General features: G+C 61.0%; 18 protein-coding genes. 4 read left to right on the top strand and 14 right to left on the bottom strand.

Annotated elements, in window-relative coordinates:
* Positions 1 to 533 precede the first annotated feature (533 nt).
* On the top strand, positions 534 to 1,370 hold the full coding sequence (locus BLR72_RS22420) for a hypothetical protein (RefSeq protein ID WP_175492311.1): 837 nt from the start codon (positions 534 to 536) through the stop codon (positions 1,368 to 1,370).
* A 119-nt stretch (positions 1,371 to 1,489) separates the two neighbouring features.
* On the opposite strand, the gene BLR72_RS22810 is transcribed toward BLR72_RS22420, so the two are convergent.
* Complete coding sequence (locus BLR72_RS22810; protein WP_255453086.1) at positions 1,490 to 1,621, bottom strand: hypothetical protein; 132 nt, start codon at positions 1,619 to 1,621, stop codon at positions 1,490 to 1,492.
* Positions 1,622 to 1,804: 183 nt separating this feature from the next.
* On the opposite strand from BLR72_RS22810, the gene BLR72_RS07850 reads away from it, so the two are divergent.
* Positions 1,805 to 2,206, top strand: coding sequence for a YybH family protein (locus BLR72_RS07850; protein WP_091947109.1), 402 nt, complete (start codon positions 1,805 to 1,807; stop codon positions 2,204 to 2,206).
* Positions 2,207 to 2,234: 28 nt separating this feature from the next.
* On the opposite strand, the gene BLR72_RS07845 is transcribed toward BLR72_RS07850, so the two are convergent.
* Entirely contained in the window at positions 2,235 to 2,702 is a 468-nt protein-coding gene (locus BLR72_RS07845) for a DUF2721 domain-containing protein (protein WP_091947105.1), read from the bottom strand.
* A gap of 87 nt (positions 2,703 to 2,789) precedes the next feature.
* Between BLR72_RS07845 and BLR72_RS07840 the strand changes: the two genes are divergently transcribed.
* Both BLR72_RS07840 and BLR72_RS07835 read left to right on the top strand, forming a co-directional pair.
* Entirely contained in the window at positions 2,790 to 3,236 is a 447-nt protein-coding gene (locus BLR72_RS07840; RefSeq protein WP_091947102.1) for a DUF1810 domain-containing protein, read from the top strand.
* Between the two features lie 33 nt (positions 3,237 to 3,269).
* Complete coding sequence (locus BLR72_RS07835; RefSeq protein ID WP_091947099.1) at positions 3,270 to 3,578, top strand: MliC family protein; 309 nt, start codon at positions 3,270 to 3,272, stop codon at positions 3,576 to 3,578.
* A 48-nt stretch (positions 3,579 to 3,626) separates the two neighbouring features.
* Here the strand turns inward: BLR72_RS07835 and BLR72_RS07830 are convergent, their stop codons facing one another.
* From BLR72_RS07830 to BLR72_RS07775, 12 genes are all read right to left on the bottom strand, one after another.
* Positions 3,627 to 4,409, bottom strand: a complete 783-nt coding sequence (locus BLR72_RS07830; RefSeq protein WP_091947096.1) for a 3-hydroxybutyrate dehydrogenase — start codon at positions 4,407 to 4,409, stop codon at positions 3,627 to 3,629.
* Between the two features lie 25 nt (positions 4,410 to 4,434).
* Positions 4,435 to 5,193 (bottom strand): acetoacetate decarboxylase, encoded by a 759-nt coding sequence (locus tag BLR72_RS07825; protein WP_091947093.1) that lies wholly within the window; start codon positions 5,191 to 5,193, stop codon positions 4,435 to 4,437.
* 39 nt (positions 5,194 to 5,232) lie between these two features.
* Positions 5,233 to 6,411, bottom strand: a complete 1,179-nt coding sequence (locus BLR72_RS07820) for a patatin-like phospholipase family protein (RefSeq protein ID WP_091947090.1) — start codon at positions 6,409 to 6,411, stop codon at positions 5,233 to 5,235.
* Positions 6,412 to 6,585: 174 nt separating this feature from the next.
* The gene (locus BLR72_RS07815; protein ID WP_091947087.1) at positions 6,586 to 8,118 is read right to left on the bottom strand and encodes a trimethylamine methyltransferase family protein; all 1,533 of its coding nucleotides are present in this window, start codon (positions 8,116 to 8,118) and stop codon (positions 6,586 to 6,588) included.
* Between the two features lie 44 nt (positions 8,119 to 8,162).
* Entirely contained in the window at positions 8,163 to 9,722 is a 1,560-nt protein-coding gene (locus BLR72_RS07810) for an ABC transporter substrate-binding protein (protein WP_091947084.1), read from the bottom strand.
* Positions 9,723 to 9,753: 31 nt separating this feature from the next.
* Positions 9,754 to 10,782 carry an ABC transporter ATP-binding protein gene (locus BLR72_RS07805; RefSeq protein WP_175492310.1) on the bottom strand — a complete coding sequence of 343 codons (1,029 nt, stop codon included), beginning with the start codon at positions 10,780 to 10,782 and terminating at the stop codon, positions 9,754 to 9,756.
* Positions 10,779 to 11,777 (bottom strand): ABC transporter ATP-binding protein, encoded by a 999-nt coding sequence (locus BLR72_RS07800; RefSeq protein ID WP_091947079.1) that lies wholly within the window; start codon positions 11,775 to 11,777, stop codon positions 10,779 to 10,781. Before BLR72_RS07800 ends, BLR72_RS07805 begins: the two co-directional genes overlap by 4 nt.
* Entirely contained in the window at positions 11,774 to 12,685 is a 912-nt protein-coding gene (locus BLR72_RS07795) for an ABC transporter permease (protein WP_091947074.1), read from the bottom strand. The genes BLR72_RS07800 and BLR72_RS07795 overlap by 4 nt, the downstream gene beginning before the upstream one ends.
* A 1-nt stretch (position 12,686) precedes the next feature.
* Positions 12,687 to 13,631: an ABC transporter permease gene (locus BLR72_RS07790; RefSeq protein WP_027230726.1), complete on the bottom strand. Its 945-nt coding sequence runs from the start codon at positions 13,629 to 13,631 to the stop codon at positions 12,687 to 12,689.
* Positions 13,632 to 13,686: 55 nt separating this feature from the next.
* Positions 13,687 to 15,705, bottom strand: coding sequence for a CocE/NonD family hydrolase (locus BLR72_RS07785; RefSeq protein ID WP_091947071.1), 2,019 nt, complete (start codon positions 15,703 to 15,705; stop codon positions 13,687 to 13,689).
* Complete coding sequence (locus tag BLR72_RS07780; protein WP_091947069.1) at positions 15,702 to 16,988, bottom strand: MFS transporter; 1,287 nt, start codon at positions 16,986 to 16,988, stop codon at positions 15,702 to 15,704. Before BLR72_RS07780 ends, BLR72_RS07785 begins: the two co-directional genes overlap by 4 nt.
* Before the next feature lie 6 nt (positions 16,989 to 16,994).
* Complete coding sequence (locus tag BLR72_RS07775; RefSeq protein WP_091947066.1) at positions 16,995 to 19,094, bottom strand: oxidoreductase; 2,100 nt, start codon at positions 19,092 to 19,094, stop codon at positions 16,995 to 16,997.
* Positions 19,095 to 19,168 lie beyond the last annotated feature (74 nt).

Raw genomic sequence — 19,168 nt, 5'->3', positions numbered from 1 at the left:
TCTTTTTCTTAAACGTACTTATTTATGGTTACGAAAGTATGTACTGGAACACAGGACGCCTCATTACCCGGCGCTTACTCCCAGGTTAGATATTACGGTATAACCCCGCGTTTTGCATCAATCTTTTTACATCGTTTATAAGCAGCATTGTTATGTATCAATACCACAACCTTAAGTTTACATATTTGGCAAGCAATAAAGCCATCAATGGCTAGGTGATAGATAACAACATTACCCTGATGTGTGGAGTTGCTTAATAACAATAACACTTGGGGAAATGTCACATGCGTATAACAAACAACAATAAAAACCAGAGCAGACGCAGCGTTTTATTCGCCGTTATGACGATTTCAACCTTGGGTCTGGTTTCAACTCTCCTTCAGACGGCGCCAAGCTATGCTGAGGGCCGGCGCGCATTGTTTGCGAGCGCCGCACAGTGCAGGCAGCTCAACGACGGTAATGTTGGGCTTTGCTGCTATGCCTTGAATAAACGGTCAATCCTCAGCAAGCAGCAACTTGACATGTGCCCGCCCATGACCACGGCGGCCATCAGCCAGCCATCGAGCTGGACCCATGACAATGGCAACGTATCGGACAATAGCCGTAGCGGTCGTTCAAAGGGCGGCGCGGGCAAGGGCGGTTCAGGCACGTCCGGCGGCACCAATTCGGCAAGCAATAATGGTGGCGGTACGGGTGGTAGCCCGAGCGGTACCGGTGGAACAGGTGGCACCGGCGGTGCTGGTACTGGCGGAACTGGTGGCGCTGGCGCCGGCGGAACAGGCGGCACTGGCACCGGCGGAACCGGCGGTACTGGCGGTACTGACGGAACGGGCAGCACAGGCGGAACGGGCGGCACTGGTGGTACGGGCGGAACGGGCGGCACTGGTGGTACGGGCGGAACCGGCGGCACTGGTGGTACGGGAGGCACGGGTGGCACGGGCGGCACGGGCGGTGACGGTGGCACTGGCGGTACTGGCGGAACCGGTGGTACCGGCGGCGACAATGGCGGCGACAATGGCGGCGATCCAGGCAATTGCGGACCGGGCGAACACGGCGGCAAGCATGGTCACGGCAAGGGCGATAAGGGCGACCATGGCGATCGTGGTCATAAGGGCGACCGAGGAGACAAGGGCGGCTGGGGCGACAAAGACCACAAGGGTGACGACAAGGGTCACAAGGGCGATGATCGTGACCACAAGGGCGACAAGGACAAGGACAACCACGACAAGAACGATAAGAACGATAAGAACGATAAGGATAAAGACGATCGCGGCAAAGGCGATAACGGCAAGAGTGACAACGGCCGAGGCGACAACAATGGGCGCGGCGGCAACAGCGGTGGTGGCGGCCACGGCAATGGCGGTCACTGATTGCTAATCCAGTCGGTCCATAAGGCATGAAAATAGAAAAGCCCCGTTCTCGCGACGGGGCTTTTTACTGCGACTATCAAACACGGAAATCGACACAATGGATTTGCAGCCGGCACACCCTACGGGCGAAGCATCCAACCTGCGGAGATGACGAGCGTCGTTGTTATGATGAAGACGATGACGTAGGGAAGCACCGGCGTAAGGTAGGGTTCGTACTCCGCCCTTGGCGGAGTGGGATCATCCGGTTCCATCTCCACTACCTCGAAAAGAATGAAAGAGGCCCGGCCAGGCAAATATTCAGGGGGTATGGGAAACCGGGCCCCTGCTGGGGTCAATCAGCCGTTTGAGTGTGCACGCATGTCGGGACCCCTTCAATTAATCGCCGTCTCGCTATAATTTCTTAGGACCGAGCTAACGTGGACTGGGAGAGACAGATGAGCGAAGACGAGCAGGCGATTCGCACCCTCGTGGAAACCTGGTTTTCCGCAAGCAAATCTGGCGATACCGCGACCATTCTCGATCTCATGACCGACGATGTTATCTTCATGGTCTCCGGGCAAAAGCCCTTTGGCAAAGCGGCATTTGCTGCGACGATGAAATCGATGAAGCAGGTTCGCATGGACGGCGCCTATCACATTCAGGAAGTCAATGTGCTAGGCGAATGGGCATACTTGCGTAACTATATCAGGCTGGAAGTTACGCCCGCCGACGGTGCCGCCGTCCATCGTTCTGGCTATACGCTGACCATCCTGCGCAAGGAAAGCGATGGCCGGTGGCGTTTGGCGCGCGACGCCAATCTGCTCAGCCGCGAGGAGGCCTATTCCACCTTCGCGTGATAGTGGATGGGCTTAGCGATGCGTTCTCCTATCTGCGCAGGCGCTGGTCGCGGGCTATCTGGCGCAACATGCTTTGGCTTGCTGTCAGAATTTCGAACAGGAATGCGATAAGCGCGCCGACCAGGGCGAAGACGGCTCCGGCAAAAAGCCAGTACAGCACGTGTTCGCGAAAGCCCGAGCGGCCGATGGCACCGCCGAGCAGCGATACAATCGCAAGGCAGGTCAACACGCCCGCGAGAGTGCCAAACACCACGGCGATTTCCAGCGCGAGCGTGCGGAAGCGCAGGTAACTGAGTTGTGTCAGCCGTGCTGTATTGAGCTCGTGGTCGGTGCCGATCAAGTCCGAGATCTGATTGACGCGATCGGAGAGACGGGCGAGGCGGGAGACAAAGGCATTGAGGAAGCCTGCGGTACCTGCCAGCAGGAAGACCGGCGTCAGCGCCGTCTCCAGCGTATTGACGATTGATACGATGACAGGCGACGACGTGGCATCCATAAGCATTCCCCCCAATGTATACATCGTTGCCGCCGCACCTTACATTATTCCAGTCAAGATGGCTTGGGCAACACGGAGGAGGTTCATATGCCGCCGGAGGATCCCTTCAACCTCGCGCGATTTGTGACCGCGCAGGCCCCCGTGTATCAGCAGGTGCTGCTTGAATTGCGCGCGGGACGAAAGCAGAGCCACTGTATGTGGTTCATCTTCCCGCAACTGCGCGAACTTGGCCGTTCATCGACTGCGAAATTCTATGGCATCGCTTCGCTTGATGAGGCGCGCTCCTATCTCGCCCACCCGCTCCTGGGCGGCCGGCTCGCAGAATGCACCAACACCGTCCTCGCTATCCGCGGGACGACCTTGCATGGGATATTCGGTTCGCCCGACGACATAAAGTTTCGCTCGAGCATGACATTGTTTTCGCTGGCAGCGCCCGACACCGACAGTCCCTACCAACGGGCCCTTGACTATTGGTGCGACGGTGTACCTGATAAAAACACGCTGGCGTTGATCGACAACGGCAACGGCGGATAGCTCGCCTGACATCTAGCCGAGGGGTATAGCGGAATGAATTCAAGGTTGATCTACGGGATTTGCGGGCTTGCTCTGGCGTTCATGCCGGTAGCGGCGCTTGCAAAGGACGTGAAATACAAGTGTGCCGACGGCTCCCGCCTGACCGCCAGCTTTACGCCACCGGGCGATGGCTTCGGCACGGTCGATCTCGTCTTCTCCGGCAGCGGCGATACCTATACCCTGCCGCAGGCGCTCTCGGCCGATGGTGGGCGCTATGCCGATGAGAATACCGAGTTCTGGACCAAGGGCAGGGAAGCGAAACTGACGCGCAATGGCAGCAGCACGACCTGCCAGGAGGAGTAGACCGCGTGGAGTCTTCCCCATGAACTGGAAAGACCCCACTTATCCGATCTATTGCATGAACCAGCCGTGGCTCACGACCAGCGATTGTCCGGTCAACGCATTTGTCCTGGAGCCGGCAAAGTAAAGTACGGCGTCCGCCACGTCGTCGGTCGTCGTAAATTCGCCGTCGACCGTATCCTTCAGCATGACATTCTTGATGACTTGCTCCTCGGTTATGCCGAGTTCCTTGGCTTGCTCGGGTATCTGCTTCTCGACCAGCGGAGTGCGCACGAAACCGGGGCATACGACATTGGCACTGACATTGTGCTCGGCACCCTCCTTGGCCACCACCTTGGCAAGACCGATAAGGCCGTGTTTGGCCGTGACGTAAGGCGCCTTGAGTTTGGAGGCTTCCTTGGAATGGACGGAACCCATGTAGATGACCCGGCCGTAATTGGCTGCGTACATGTGCTTGAGACAGGCTCTTGTCGTCAGGAATGCGCCGTCGAGATGGATCGACAGCAGCTTCTTCCAATCGGCAAACGGAAAATCGACAATCGGCTTGACGATCTGGATGCCGGCATTGCTGACGAGGATGTCGATCTTGCCATATTTGGCGATGACGTCGGCAACGCCCTTTTCCACTTCCGCTTCGTCGGTCACATTCATTGCCACGGCAAAGGCGTCACCGCCATTTGCCTTGAACTCATCGGCGGCGGCGTTGGCGGCGTCAATGTTGAGATCGGCAATCACCGGAGTGCCGCCCTCAGCGGCAAAGCGCAGCGCGATCTCCTTGCCGATGCCGCTTGCAGCGCCCGTTATGATTGCAACTCTTCCTGTAAAGCGAGACATGCTCCACCTCTTTGCTGTTCGGAAATCAATCCTGTTTCAGATAATCGAAAACGACTTCGCCAAGGCCAAGGGTCAGGTCGGCAACGTAGTGGCTCGCCGAGATCACTTCGCGCACCGGAAGCCGGGCGACGTCGCACATCGCGTGTTCGTAGAGCTGCAGGGCAGCCGGGCCAGACCATGCGCCTTTCAAGGTCACATCCTCGAAATAGTAGCGCACCAGTTCGCAAATGCGCGGCGTGCAATCGACATGCGGAATGATCTTGATCATGAAGGCCGGTTTTGTGAGCGCCTTCCTTAAGGGCTCGAGATCGAGCTCCCTGTGTTTGTAGCCCATCGTTGCCGTGACACAGAGGACGCTGCCATAGTGCAGCGTGCCGACTATCGTCTCTTGTTCATGGCTTAGCTTTGGCGATGCAAGCTTTTTCGGAAAACCCCATATCTCGCGCCCGCCGGCAATCGGCGAGTTGTCGTCGAGATACATGGCGTGAACATAGCCGCCTTCCTGCATCTCGCCGGAGGGAGTTTTGAAACGAACAGGAATGACCTGGCCGGTTTCCGTGTAGTCGCCGAAGCCGGTCGAGTCCGGCATGCGGATAAATTCATAGGCGACAGTATCGCCGATGACTTCAAGCGGTTCGGGCACCACGGCGCGCAAGGCGTCGGGATCGGTCCTGTAATTGATGACCACGAATTCGCGGTTGTAGAATTTGTAAGGCGGCTTAGGATATGCCGGATCGTTGAGCGGCATGGCGAAGGCTTTGGCGCGGACATCTTCGATATTCATGGGTGTGCTCGGTGCTCGTTGGAAGACGGGTTTGATAGTCTAGGCTAAGTCAAACGTGGCGACACCGTCCGGCGTATCGGGGCGTTCCAGCACTTCGGGGTGCCGCAGCGTGCGAACCGCGTCATTGTACCCCGAAGCCCAGTGCTCCTCCATCGTCAGGCGGGAAAATTCATAGTCCTTGGAAGTTCCCTCATAGGATCGTGCGCGATAGATCAGTTGCACGATGTTGTAGACGGTTTCATCGGCCTGCCCGATCAGAAGCTTGGTCTCGTCATCGGCCGCGGCCAGCGTTTCCTTGGGCACCATCTTGAGCAGATGCTTGAGCGCCCGGCGCAGGCGCTGCGCCCGCTTAAACTGGTCCGTGGCGGCGCGGGTACGGCTCGAAAAGCGTATTTCCTTCTGGCGCAGCTCAATGCCTACGAGGTCGCGCGGGATTTCACCGCGTGCGCTCCAGAGGTCAACCTGGAAAGCCAGCGTATCCTTGCGCGGATAACTCTCAAGCACCCATTGCAGCGGCGTGTTGGAGATCAGCCCGCCATCCCAATAATATTCCCCTTCGATCCGCGTCGCCGGGAAGCCCGGCGGAAGTGCGCCGCTCGCCATGATATGGTCCGGCGTGATGTGGTGGGTCGTGCTGTCGAAATATTCGAAGTTTCCAGAGCGAACATTGACCGCACCGACGCTGAAGCGTGTTCCCCCTTCATTGATCCGGTCGAAATCGACAAGCTCTTCGAGCGTTGCCCTGAGTGGCGTGACATCATAGAAGCTCTCGGCCTCCATGCTTCCGGCTGGCGAGATGAAGGGTGGCAGCGGCCGCGGGATGAAAAAGCCCGGCGCGCCGCCCACCATGGTGGCAAAGGCCTGTGCCTGGTTGACGAAGCCATGGGCCATGTCGCCCCTTGCAGCAAGCTTGCCGAGCCAGGCCGAAGCCAGTGACGCGACGCCAAGCGGCGGCTCGGTGACCGCTTCCCAGAACTTGCGCAGCGCATCGACGCGCCGCTCGGGCGCATTGCCGGCAATGAGAGCCGAATTGATGGCGCCAATCGAAATGCCGGCGACCCAGTCGGGGTGGAGGTCCGATTCGGCGAGCGCCTGGTAGACGCCGGCCTGATAGGAGCCGAGCGCGCCGCCACCCTGAAGGAGCAGGGCGATCCGCTCGAAGGGTGGACGCTTGCTTGTATGGTGGGTCTTTTTTCTCGGCGTGCGATTGACGGTCATGCGGGCCAATCCGGTTTATGAGAGGTCGCTTCGATCACGCCCGCGGAAAGGTTTGCGGCTGGTGTGATGACAGCCGGCATCGATCCCACAAGACTGTCAGGACTATATACAGGAAATCAAAAGCCGAACAGGCCACATCGATGCGACCTGTTCGCTGCTATCGGCTCGCGACGGTCAAAACTTGCCGGCGTGGATTTCCTCATTGCGCCTTGCCACATAGGCGTCCAGCGCTTCATCGACACCGGGGTCGAGCGGCGGCTGCTCATAGGTGCGCAAAAGGTCTTTCCAGATCGCATTGGCGCGGTCCGTGCCGCTGCGCCCCCCGCTTTCCGACCAGTTTTCGAAATTACGCCAGTCCGAGAGCATCGGCTCGTAGAACGCGTTCTCGAAGCGCGCGAGCGTATGGCCCGCGCCGAAGAAGTGACCACCGGGTCCGACCTCGCTGATGGCATCGACCGCAAGACTGTCCTCATCAACGAGAATAGGGTCCAGGAAGCTGCGCATCATCTGCAGCATTTCAGCATCGAGAATGAGCTTCTCGAACGAAGCCGTCAGCCCGCCTTCGAGCCATCCGGCGGCGTGTTCGATCAGGCTTACTCCGCCCATGATCGTACTCCATAGTGACATCCCGCTCTCATAGGCGGCCTGTACGTCCACCAGATTTGAGGCCGTCACATTCGACGAGCGAAACGGCACGTCATAGCGCCGCGCCAGCTGGCCAGACGCAATCTGCGCCTTGGCATATTCCGGGGTGCCGAACGCCGGTGAGCCGGTGCGCATGTCGACATTGGAGGTGAAACCGCCGTAAAGCACGGGCGCGCCTGGCGCGACGACCTGCGACAAGGTCATCAGGGCAAGGGCTTCGGCATTTTGCTGGGTCAGGGCGCCGGCGATCGTCACTGGACTCATGGCACCCGAAAGGGTGAAAGGCGTGAGCGCCACCGGCTGGCCGGCGCGGGCCATGGCGCAGAGGCCCTCGCCCATTGGAATATCGAGCCGCAATGGCGAGTTGGAGTTGACGACGGTGAGCGCCGCCGGCTTTGCCCGCAGTTCCTCGCGCGTCTGGCCGAGCGTGATGCAGAGCATTTCGATCGCATCCTCGACGCGGTAGCCGCCAAGCGCCCAGCACTGCCAGTTCTTGTCGGTGAGCCGGATCGCGGCAAGATAGAAATCGAGATGGCGCGAATCAGGTGGCAGATCGGTCGGCTCGCAGGGGCACCCGCCCTCCTGATGGATCACATTCAGTTGCTGGACAACCCGGATATAATCGCACATGTCCGCATAATTGCCGGCGCGCCGCCCCCGGTCGGTATCGTGGACGAAGGCCGGACCGCCGGTCGCGGCAAAGATGAGGCTGCCATCGCCGACGGTCAGATTGCGTGCCGGATTGCGCGCCTGCAGCGTAAAGCTGGAAGGCACGGTCCGGATTTTTTCCTCGACCATCGCCGGATCGAACCGCACCCGCAGATTGGACATATCGATGTCCGCTCCCGCCGCCTTGAGAAGCGTGCGGCTTTCGTCGTGCAGGATCTCGATACCGGTCTCCGACAGAAGCCGCAATGACGCGCGGTGGATCGCTTCGATCTCGTCCGTGCTCATGATCGCAATCGGCGGATAGCGGTTGGTGACACCGCCAAACGGCATCTGCCGCACCGACCCCGCGCTCGCAAGGCGGCGCTCGCGCCTGTTCAACATGCTTCGGGCCATGATGGCCTCCTTTTCATGCCGGGTTTCCCCGAACCCTGGGGGGATCAGCTCTTGCCGAACCGCGTTACGTCGAGATAGCCGTCAGCCATGATGCAGGGCTTCAATCCCTTACGCACGACCGCAGCAAACGTCTCGTGCGTGAGGAAAATGAAGCCGCCGGATTGCTCCATGATGTCCTGCATCTTCTTGTAGATGACGGAGCGCTTGTCCTTGTCGGTTTCCTTCATGCCGTCGAGGTAAAGCTGTTCGAACTCCGGGCTGTCGAACTGCGACCAGTTGTACACGCCGATCTGCGACGGGCGGAACCAGGTCAGGTTCTCGGATGGATCGACGCCGCCGGCAAAACTCATCAGCACCATCTCGAGCGTCTTGTAGGTATCGCCCGAACTCTTGTCGCCGAGTGTCCAGTAGACGCCGTCATCATAGGTCTTGATGTCGACGGTAACGCCCACGGCACCGAACACCGCCTGGATAATCTGGCACGTCAGCTGGCTGGTCTTGTCGTTTTGCGCCGCGAGCTCGATCTTCAGGTCAGAAACGCCGGCTTCTTCGAGCAGCGCCTGCGCCTTGGCGGCGTCGGCCGGGAAGAGGATCGCCTCCCGATGGCCTATCATCGAAGGCGGCACGACACCCGTCGCCGGGGCCGCCAGCCCGGAATAGGAACCATCCATGATCTGGTTGACGTCGAGGGCATATTGCAGGGCGCGCCGAACCTTTTCGTCGGCAAACTTCGGGTTGCCGAGATTGATCGCGAGCCAGACGAAGCGGTTGCCGTTCATCTCGATGAGTTCCGTATCGGCCGGAAGCTTTTCGCGATAGTTGGCGAGCGTATTGAGGCTGATCTTCGTGTATTGCAGCGACTTCGATTCATAGGCGAGGGCGGCAGAGTCGTCGTCCGTCACGATCTCGAAGCGCACCTTCGGGAATGTCGGAGCAGGCCCTTTCCACTTCGGGTTGGGCGCGAGCGTGATATTCTGTTTCGGTACCCATTTCTCGATGATGTAAGGACCGGCGGTGGCAGGAGCTTCGGTGGTGAACTTGCCGCCTGCCGCCTCGACAGCCTTCTTGCAGACGATATGGCCCATGTAATAGGGCAATGTCGTAACGAAGAACGGCGCTGACGGCGCTTTCAGGTGGATGATGCCGGACCGCTCGCCTGTCACCTCCACCTTGTCCAGCGCATCGAAGGCGTAGGCCCAGGCGGATTTGTTTTCAGGGTTGGCGACACGCTCGAACGAGAACTTGACGTCTTCCGCCATCACCGGACCGAAATCGCCGGTCCATTCCAGCCAGTCGTTGAGCTTGAACTCGATTTCGGTCGGGGACTTCTGGTTGAGTTCGCTTGCGCCATACAGCGTCCAGTTCGCCGCGCCTGAGCGCACATCATCAAGGCGATTGAGCGAGACGAAGAGGCAACGGCCGATCTCCTCCTCGAGCAGCCCGTTCTGGAAAGCCGGGTCGAGAACTTCGATGTCCGAGGCGCCGCGTACGACGAGCGTGTCACCCTCCACGGCATAGGAAAGACCCGGCCGCATGGCGAGGGCGGACATGCCCGCCGCGGCGCCGAGAAGGAAGTGTCTGCGATTGAGCGAAACTGCATGCATTGTTCTGATCCCTCTTTTGTTATGCTTGATTTTATCTGTTTGCGGTCTTCGGCAGTCGTTGTGGCGGCGGACCGACGACGGTCAGCCGCGGCGTCAGCGGATAGTGGCAAGCCACTTCGTGCTCTGCCGATATTGTCGTCTGGAGCGGCCGTTCGTGGCGGCAGCGATCCTGCGCGAAGGCACAGCGGGTGTGAAATTCGCAGCCGCTTGGACGTGCCGCGAGACCAGGCACCTCGCCGATCACCGGGGGCGCTTCGCGCCGCTTCGCCGGGTTGGGTATCGGCTCGGAGTCGAGCAGTGCGCGGGTATAGGGATGGCGCGGCGCGCGAAAGATCTCGCGGCCCGGCCCGCTTTCGAGCACGCGACCGAGATAGAGAATGACGATGCGGTCCGAGACGTGGCGGGCGATGGAAAGGTTGTGCGTGATGATAAGAAATGACGTGCGAAATTCTTCGCGAATGTCGAGGAAGAGGTTGAGGACGCCGCCCTGAACCGAAACGTCGAGCCCGGCCGTGGGCTCATCGGCAACGATCAGTCGCGGCACGACCGAAAGGGCCCGTGCCACCGCCGCGCGCCTTGCCTGGCCGCCGCTCAGTGCATGCGGAAATTTCGATAGAAGCGGGCTCACAAGCCCGGCCTTGCGCGCCAGCTCCTCAATCTCCGATCGCGCCACGCTTCCGCTGCGGGCGATGCGGCGTGGTTCGGCGAGGATCGACCCGATGCGCTGGCGCGGATCGAACGAAGTCACCGGGTCCTGGAACAAGAGTGAAGCCTCGCGCCGGATACGCTTGAAACTTGCCGGCGAGAAATCCGGCAGAGGCGTGCCGTCGAAGACGATCTGTCCCGCCGAGGGACGCACGAGGCCGAGCAAAGCCCGGCCGAAAGTCGTCTTGCCTGAGCCGCTCTCGCCGACCATGCAAACTATCTCGCCGGGTTTTACGGCAACCGAAATGTCGACCAGAATATCGAGGTCCGGCTTTCTCGAGGGGAACCAGCGCGATGATCGCGGCACCGCGACCGAAAGATTGTTTGCTTCGATCAGTGCCGTCTCCCGCATCATGGCGCACTCCGATGGCAGCGTGAGAAGTGGGAGACGTTGCCGGCGCCGACAGCGACCCATGGAGGCGTCGCGTTGCAACAGCATTCGAGCACCTGCGGGCAGCGCCCGGCAAAACCACACCCGATCCGAACGGGGCGGGGCACTTCGCCACCGATTACCGGAAGCCGCGTCGCCCCAGTTTCAATGAGCGCCGGCTCGCAGGCAAACAGCGCCTTCGTGTACGGATGGCGCGGATCGGCGAAAATGACATCGACCGGACCCTCTTCGACGATGCGTCCGGCATACATTACCGCGACGCGGTCGCAGATTTCGGCAATGACGCCGAGATGATGCGAAATCATCAGGATGGAAACGCCGGCGTTGCGGCGAATCTCGCGCATGAGATGCAGGATTTGGGCTTCCATGGTCACGTCGAGCGCGGTGGTCGGCTCATCCGCAACAAGCAGCGAAGGGCGCATGAGCAACGCCGCGGCAATCGCAACGCGCTGGAGCATGCCGCCGGAGAGCTGGAACGGATAGGCTTCAAGCCGCGCGGCCGGGTCAGGAAGGCCGACATCCTGCATGGCCTTCAGAATCTTCTGGCGTTTTTCCTGATTTGAAAGGCCGCGCTCGCGCCAGAGCAGATCCATGAGCTGGCGACCGAGCTTATGCATGGGGCTGAAGGTCGTCATCGGATTCTGGAATATCATCGCCGCCGCCGGGCCGCGCAACTGGCGCATGGCTTGTTCCGGCGCGCCAAGCATGTCGATGCCGTTCAATGAAAGTGTCTTACCGGAGATCTGGGCGGAGTCTGGCAGGAGGCCAAGGACCGAATGCGCCAGCGTCGACTTTCCAGAACCGCTTTCGCCGATGATGCCGACGATTTCACCGGGCATGACCTTGAGATCGACGCCGACGACGGCAGGTACGATGCCGCTATAGCTGATTGAGACATCGGCGAGCTCGAGCACGGGTGCCGGGTTGACGGGTGTTGCGGTTGCAGGGCCAGGGATCATGGCTTGCGCTCCCGGGCAAGCTTCGGATCAAGCGCATCGCGCAGCGCCTCGCCAAAGAAGGTGAAGCCGATCGTCGCGAGGATAAGCGGTGCGCCGCCGGCAATGACCGGGAGCGCGGTCGAGCGTATGACCGAGAACCCATCGCTCAGGATGTTGCCCCAGCTTGGCACCTGCGGCTTGACGCCAAGACCGAGGAACGAGAGCCCTGCCTCCAGCGTGATGACAGTGGAAATATCGAGGCAAGCGAGAATGAGCAGCGGCCCGATGACATTCGGCAGGAGATGATTGAACAGGATGCGCGGCGTCGAGGCATTCATGGCCTGCTCCGCCTTGATGAAATCGCGCGACTTGAGGCTCAGCGTCTGCGTGCGCACGAGGCGCGCATAGCTCGGAACGGAATAGAGCACGATTACGAGGATGACGGTCGGGATGCCGGGCCCGAGAAGAACGACGATGGCAAGCCCGAGCATGATCATCGGCAGCGAACTCAGACTGTCGAAGACGAGGATCAACGCGGCGTCGAGCCAGCGTGGTCCATAGCCGGCGATGAGCCCGAGCGGCAACGCGGCGACAAGGGCGATGGAAAGCGCCGATATCGCAACCATCATAGCCGTTTGCGTGCCGACGATGACCCGTGAGAAGAGGTCGCGTCCCAATTGATCGGTGCCGAGAAGGTGGGTGAAGGACGGACCGGCGAGGCGTTCCTTGACGCTGATTGCAGTCGGATTGTAGGGCGCGATCCATTGGGCGAAGACCGCGACAACAAGGATCAGGACGACGAGGGTGATGCCGATGCCGCCAAGCGGCGTGTGGAAAATGTCCGAGACAACGCGGCCCGATCGGCGCAGCCAGCCGGGCTCTCTGGTTTGCGATTGGAGCGGGTTCGTATCTATGCCTATGACCGCCATGTCAGAGCGCGCTCCTGACGCGAGGGTCGATCCAGGCAGTAACGACGTCGGCAATGATCATGCAGGTGACGTAAAGGCCGGAGGTCACGAGTACGGTGCCCATGACCAGCGGATAATTGCGCGACATCACCGCGTCATAGGTCATCTTGCCGAGCCCAGGCCTCGAAAAGACGATTTCGGCAAATACGGAGCCTGTCAGCAGGCCGCCAAAGCCGATCGCGATCACCGAAAGCACGGCAATCAGCGCCTGCCGCAAGGCGTAGCGGAAAATGATCCGGCGTTCGGAAACGCCGAACGAACGCAGCGTGCGGGTATAGTTTTCGCCCATGGCTTCGATCATCGCAGCGCGCACCAGCCGCGCCACGTAGCCCACCCAGCCGAGGCCTATGGCGAAGGAGGGCAGGACGAGCGCCTTCAACTGGCTGACGATATCGCCGGGCGTGCCGGCGCCGATTGCCGGGAGCCAGTTGAGGCTGACGGCGAAGATCAGCAGCGAATAGAGCGCGACGACGAAGGAGGGAACGGCGACGAAACCGACGGAGAGGATGCCGATCAGCCAGTCCGGCCACTTGCCGTGATGGACGACGGCGAAGCAGCCGAGCAATATGCCGAGCGTTACCGCCCACAGGAAGCTCGCCACGGCAAGGGTCGCCGTATAGGGCAGGACCTCGAAGATCATGGTCAGCACCGGCCGCTTGCTCCAGACGTCCTCGCCGAGATTGCCTTCCGCGAGCCGGCCGAGGAAAAGTGCGAGCTGTTTGAGGATGGGTTGGTCGAGACCCATCATCTCGCGAAAAGCCTCGCGCATTTCCGGTGTCGAGCGGGGCCCGAGCGCGACCACGGTCGGATCGCCGGGAATAAGGTGCATCATCGAAAACAGAAGTATTGCCACGATCAGCAGGATGATTGCGGCAAGGCCAATGCGACGCATGATGAAGCTCGTCACCGGCGGACCCTCCGCCAAGGCGCGGATCCGGATCGGGCCCTTGCAGGATCAGGGGCTACAGGTGATCGCGGTCGATCCATTCGTCCCCCTCCCGTTCAAAAATCAGTTCGTTGCGCTCATAGGCTTCGAGCCGCCACTGCAGGCGGAAACGTTCGGCATCCGCCGTAAGCGTCACCGAGGAGCGTGTTTCCGTGTCGGCTTCGCTGCTTTTGAAACCAAGCACCCAGCCGGTATCGAGCCGTGCCGAGAGTGGGTCGCCGTCCACGATTTCCATCCTGTCGACAACACAGGCCGATGTGACAATGGCGCGGTCGGTCAATTGCTGGCTACCGAAGTCGCTTGTCAGCGTGATCGTTTCCCTGCGTGCGCCAACATCGATGGCAATGTCGCGGCGATGCGCTTCGCTGCTGAGTTCGATCATCTGCACCGGCGTCGCGATCTCTGCCGGCGCAAAGGTCGGATGCACATCGTTTGCCGGCGCATGACGCAAGGGCAAGCAGAGCGTCGAGATGCCGGTGTCGATGGTAAATGACGGCATCGTCGGCGATGGCCACAGGATAGGCCAGTGCTGGTTGGACAGAATGAGGCGAATGCAGCTGCCCGCGGCAAAGCGACGGCCGACATGATTGAGCTCGAGCCTCACCGTTAGCGGCTCGCCCGGAACAACCGCTTGCGGATGCTCATGTCCGTTGCGGTGCGCGAGGTTCAGAACGCCCCAGGTGACAAGGGTCGATGCTCCGTCGGGGGCGACATCGCAAAGCCGTGCCACGACAAAGCCTTGCGGCGCGTCGGAAGTCAGGACCAGCGAAACGCTTGGCGCGCCGAGGACATCGATATCCTGCGTCAAGGGCGCGGTCTCGAATTGCAGTCCAATCCCGTCCTCGCGCCGCTGGTCGACGGCAAGATCCGGGACGATGCCGCCGTAGCCGCCATAACGTCCGAAATCCCGACCGGCGGTCACCGGTGAGCGCAGGACCATGCTCGTCCCGACCTGGGCAACCTCCTCGAGGGCGCCGCGATTGAGATAGAGGCGGTTTTCCTTGATGTTCGGCGAGGGCCACGACGGCTCGGCAACGAAATGTCCGGGGTGTTCCTCGTAAAATGGCGCCGGCGCGTGCGGATCATTGATCCATGCCGTGTATTTCGGCTCGTCCATGATGCCGGTGTCGATGCCTTCGAGCCAATGGCGCCACCAGCGTATTGCTTCCTGCAGATAGTTGATGGCAGGGCCCGGTTCGCCGAGGAACGGATAGGCGTGGGTCCATGGACCCACCAGTCCCTTGCACGGCGCGGTGAGACCTTCAAGCAGCCGCGGCACCGCATTCGAATAGGTGTCGTCCCAGCCGCTGATTGCATAGACCGGGATGTCGATGGCGGAAAAATCCTCGCAGACCGAGCCGCGCTTCCAATAGGCGTCGCGGCGCTGGTGCCGCATCCACTCGGACGACCAGCATGTGGTTGCGTCGAGCCGTTCCTGCCACATCTCGCGCCAGCGATCACCGACGATCTGCGGGTCTGGCGGCAATGCGCCAAGCCCGAGGATGAACGAGGACCACATGGCGTCCTCGGTCAAAAGACAGCCGCCGAAATAGTGCACGTCGTCGGCAAAGCGATCGTCGGAACAACAGAGCGCGATGATCGCTTTCAGCGCCGGGGGGCGGCGTGCGGCCACCTGCAGCGCGTTGAACCCGCCCCACGAAATGCCGGTCATGCCTACCGCGCCGGTTGACCAGGATTGATGTGCTAGCCAATCGATGATCGCACAGGCGTCGTCAAACTCCTGTTCGGTGTATTCGTCGGCAAGCAGCCCTTCCGAATCGCCGGACCCGCGAATATCGACCCTGCAGCAGGCAAAGCCGTGGCCGGCAAGATAGGGATGCATCTTGAGGTCGCGAAACACCGTGCCGTCGCGACGACGGTAGGGAATGAGTTCGAGGATTGCCGGAACCTTCTTCGTCTCGGCGTCCTCCGGCAACCAGATCGTCGCTGCGAGCCGCGTTCCGTCTGGCATCGGTATGAAGACAGGGTCGATGCAGCGCACCTTGTGCGGGAATGTCTCGATGACGCGCGTCATGGCTTTGATGTCTCGCTGGATTCTGGGGCATCCGTTTCGACAGGGGAACCGATCTCCTTGCGCGGCACCCACTCGTAGACCGCCGGCGATGTCTGGGGATAGGTGACGAACTCATCGCGCGTGCCGACGATTGGCTGGCGGAACTGCCGCCAGAGGGCGAAGGATGCGAAAGTGAGCGAGAGTCCAATCCCGTACCAGAAGAAGGAATGCGCGCCGAGATGTTCGACGCCGGTCGCGGCGATGGCCGGCCCGATGGTGCCGCCAAACGCCCAGATCAGCAGAAGGTTTGATGAGAGTGTGACGAATTGCGAGGACGAAGCGCGGTCATTGGCGTGCGCCACGCCGAGAGGGTAAAATATTTCCGAAATGCCGCCGAAAACCGAGAACAGGATGAGGAAGGCCCAAAGCGGCGTGTTGCTGTCGACGAGCAGGAACATACCGCAGACGCCGGCGAGGATGAGCGCAAGCCACAACATCATGCCGCGCCGGTCGAGCCGGTCGGAAAGGTAGCCGAGCGGGAACTGCAAAAAGAGAGCGCCAAGGGCGACGGCCGCCATCAGGATGACGATCCTGTCCTGGCTGAAGCCGAGCTCCAGGCCGTATAGCGGGCCGATGCTCGAGAAGGTCGATGATACGAGACCGGTCAGCAGGCAGGCGAGGGCTCCGAGCGGCGAGGTGCGAAAGGCGCCGAGGAGATCGATGCCCAACGGCGCATGGAGTTGCGGCTCCCCGACCCATATCGCCGTAACCGGGACCAGGGCCAGGGCATAGAATGCCGCGGTGATCATCAACATGGCATTGCCGGCAGGCGCGATATCGCGCGCAAGCAACTGCCCGAGACCGTAGAAGAGACCAAGCACCAGCACATAGAGGGTAAGCGCGCGGCCGCGGCCCTCATTGGGCACCATCGCATTGAGCCAGCTTTCGATCACGACCGACTGGCCGGCATTGGCGAAGCCGACGACCGCCTGTATTGCCATCATCACGGCGAGTTCCGGCCCGGCTCCCAGGGCAAGCACAAGTACGGAGGATGAAGCGGAGAGCGCAGCATAGGCGCGGACCTCGCCGACCGAGCGAATGAGCCGCACCGAGCCGATGCAGCCGATGAGAAAGCCGGCACCCTCGGCCATGACCACGAGACCGACAGCGTCGGCGCCGTAGCCGTTCTCGATCAGGCGCAACGGCAGCAACGTGTGGAACAACCCTGACCCCGCGGCATGCAGCGCCCCGCCGGCAAGCGGCGAAGCGATCGACCAGGGGGAAAGGGCGGGACGCTCGCTCATGGCCGCCTATTCCGCCGCTGCGCGAGATTTGAATTCGGGCTCGGCATCGACGATCGGCGTATCGCGCCGATATGGAGCGTATTGCTTGCCACCAAGTTCCTGGGCGCAGGTATGGCCGCTATGGACCGCATGGGCGATAGCGCCGGGCGCAAGGCCGTCGCCGATGCGGCGAATGCTTTTGATACCTGCCGCCGAAACGTTTTCGCTGCGCGCGGTCAGGGCCTCGAAGAGTTCGTTGCGCGGCATGCGCAGGCCGACGACAAGGACCGACCGGCATTTGATGCGGAACGTTTCGCCGGTGAAGAGGTGGGTAAGCGTTGCCATCGCACCGTCGAAGGCGGTGAGCATGTGCAGCGTCGTGACCCGAACATTGCGCCGCGCCAGCGCCCGATGCACCAATGGCAATTCGTTGGTCATTATCGTCCATGCCGATGCCTGGCCGGCGGGCGTCACATAGGTGACCTCATTGCCCTGCTGCGCAAGATACTCGGTGAGAACGCCGCCCATGTAGTAATTGTCGAAATCAAAGACCAGCGTTGGCCCTTCCGGCAGGCGCCCCGCCGCGATGTCGTCGGGCGTATAGACGCGCGGATGATCGAGTTCACCGACGGGTATTTCCATGGATGAGTAGAGCATGCGGGTCCAACGCGCGCCGGTTGCGAGGATGAGGTGATCGGGCGCGAGATCGATGATTTCGTCGACGCCAATATCGCTCTCGAGATACATCGACACGTTGGTCATCTCGTTGAGACGGCCAAGCCGGTATTCTGCGACGCGGTTCCAGGTGGAGAGCCCCGGAAGCCGTGTTTCGAATGTGAGCCGGCCACCGAAGCTCGTGCCCTTGTCGGCAAGCGTCACCTCGTGGCCGCGACGGCCGAGGGTGAGCGCACATTCGAGGCCGGCAGGCCCGCCGCCGACGATCAGTACGTTTTCCGGCTTCTTGGCCGCGTCCACCCGTTCGGGATGCCAGCCTCGCCGCCATTCCTCGCCCGCTGTCGGGTTCTGGGTACAGCGCACCGGTACACCGTCATGCCAGCTCGAAATGCAGATATTGCAGCCGATGCATTCGCGGATCTCGTCATGGCGGCCTTCCTTGATCTTCACCGGCAGGAAGGGATCGGCGATCGATGGACGCGCCCCGCCGATGAGGTCGAGGACGCCGCGCCGGATTTGCGAGACCATTGTATCGGGCGAAGTAAAGCGACCGACGCCGACGACGGGCTTCTTCGTCAGTGCCTTGACGAAGTCGATTACCGGTTCGTGGCTGCCTTCGCCGGTGAAACGCGATGCGGAGCAGTCAGTCGGGCTCGAATCCATCTTGACGTCGAAGAGGTCGGCGTAGTCGGCGAGGAGTTCGATCACCTCGTGCGCCTCGGAGGGCTGGTGTGTACCCGGACGACCCCGCAGTGCTTCAAGGCTGATGCGCAAAGCAACGCCGCAATCCTTGCCGACGGCATCGCGCGTCACATCCAGAAGCTCGCGGACGAAGCGCACGCGGTTTTCAAGCGTACCGCCATATTCGTCGGTGCGATGATTATATTCGGGCAGCAGGAATTCATAACCGAGATAGCCCATGCCGGCATAGACGTAGACGATGTCAAAGCCGGCGGTGCGCGACTTCCGCGCGCCTTCGGCCTGCCAACGCAGGACATCGCGGATGTCGGCCTTATCCATCGTCTTCGGCCGTGCATTGCCCATGAAACCCACATGCGTCGCCATCCACGGAATGCCGGAGGGCGATAGGGGCGGAATGCGGCTGGTGCGGTTCATCACCGAGGCACCGCCATGCCAGAGTTCGACACCGGCGAGAGAGCCGTGGCGGTGGACAGCCTCCGTCATCATCGCATGGGCGCGGATATCATTCGCGTCCCACATGGTAGCGAAGGGAAGCGGAGAATCGTCGGAACTCGGATCGGTGGAGCATGCGCCGGTGCATATGACACCCCATCCGCCCTCGGCCTTGGTTTCACGAAATGCTGCGCGAACGCGGGGTAGCGCATTGGTCATGCCACTGGCATGCGGCACCTGGTAGAAACGGTTGGGCGCGGTGACCGGCCCGATCTTCACCGGCTCAAATAGGACGTCGTATCGGGGATCCCGCTTCATGCCAAACCTCGTTCCCATTGTCCGCATCCGGGGCGGATCGTTGGAAAAAGGATATGCAGGAATTGCGTGTTCCG

This window comes from Phyllobacterium sp. YR620 (genome assembly GCF_900104165.1).
Classification (GTDB): Bacteria; Pseudomonadota; Alphaproteobacteria; order Rhizobiales; family Rhizobiaceae; genus Phyllobacterium; species Phyllobacterium pellucidum.
The sequence above is the reverse complement of the archived record's forward strand: the minus strand, read 5'-3'. Positions and strand labels throughout refer to the sequence as shown.

What these genes read in the sequence shown, in the direction of transcription:
- BLR72_RS22810 (WP_255453086.1), bottom strand. Translation starts at nt 1,621, where the DNA reads ATGGAACCGGATGATCCCACTCCGCCAAGGGCGGAGTACGAACCCTAC.
- BLR72_RS07830 (WP_091947096.1), bottom strand. Translation starts at nt 4,409, where the DNA reads ATGTCTCGCTTTACAGGAAGAGTTGCAATCATAACGGGCGCTGCAAGC.
- BLR72_RS07825 (WP_091947093.1), bottom strand. Translation starts at nt 5,193, where the DNA reads ATGAATATCGAAGATGTCCGCGCCAAAGCCTTCGCCATGCCGCTCAAC.
- BLR72_RS07810 (WP_091947084.1), bottom strand. Translation starts at nt 9,722, where the DNA reads ATGCATGCAGTTTCGCTCAATCGCAGACACTTCCTTCTCGGCGCCGCG.
- BLR72_RS07805 (WP_175492310.1), bottom strand. Translation starts at nt 10,782, where the DNA reads ATGATGCGGGAGACGGCACTGATCGAAGCAAACAATCTTTCGGTCGCG.
- BLR72_RS07785 (WP_091947071.1), bottom strand. Translation starts at nt 15,705, where the DNA reads ATGACGCGCGTCATCGAGACATTCCCGCACAAGGTGCGCTGCATCGAC.
- BLR72_RS07820 (WP_091947090.1), bottom strand. Translation starts at nt 6,411, where the DNA reads ATGACCGTCAATCGCACGCCGAGAAAAAAGACCCACCATACAAGCAAG.
- BLR72_RS07835 (WP_091947099.1), top strand. Translation starts at nt 3,270, where the DNA reads ATGAATTCAAGGTTGATCTACGGGATTTGCGGGCTTGCTCTGGCGTTC.
- BLR72_RS07840 (WP_091947102.1), top strand. Translation starts at nt 2,790, where the DNA reads ATGCCGCCGGAGGATCCCTTCAACCTCGCGCGATTTGTGACCGCGCAG.
- BLR72_RS07850 (WP_091947109.1), top strand. Translation starts at nt 1,805, where the DNA reads ATGAGCGAAGACGAGCAGGCGATTCGCACCCTCGTGGAAACCTGGTTT.
- BLR72_RS07815 (WP_091947087.1), bottom strand. Translation starts at nt 8,118, where the DNA reads ATGGCCCGAAGCATGTTGAACAGGCGCGAGCGCCGCCTTGCGAGCGCG.
- BLR72_RS07845 (WP_091947105.1), bottom strand. Translation starts at nt 2,702, where the DNA reads ATGGATGCCACGTCGTCGCCTGTCATCGTATCAATCGTCAATACGCTG.
- BLR72_RS22420 (WP_175492311.1), top strand. Translation starts at nt 534, where the DNA reads ATGACCACGGCGGCCATCAGCCAGCCATCGAGCTGGACCCATGACAAT.
- BLR72_RS07775 (WP_091947066.1), bottom strand. Translation starts at nt 19,094, where the DNA reads ATGAAGCGGGATCCCCGATACGACGTCCTATTTGAGCCGGTGAAGATC.
- BLR72_RS07795 (WP_091947074.1), bottom strand. Translation starts at nt 12,685, where the DNA reads ATGGCGGTCATAGGCATAGATACGAACCCGCTCCAATCGCAAACCAGA.
- BLR72_RS07800 (WP_091947079.1), bottom strand. Translation starts at nt 11,777, where the DNA reads ATGATCCCTGGCCCTGCAACCGCAACACCCGTCAACCCGGCACCCGTG.
- BLR72_RS07780 (WP_091947069.1), bottom strand. Translation starts at nt 16,988, where the DNA reads ATGAGCGAGCGTCCCGCCCTTTCCCCCTGGTCGATCGCTTCGCCGCTT.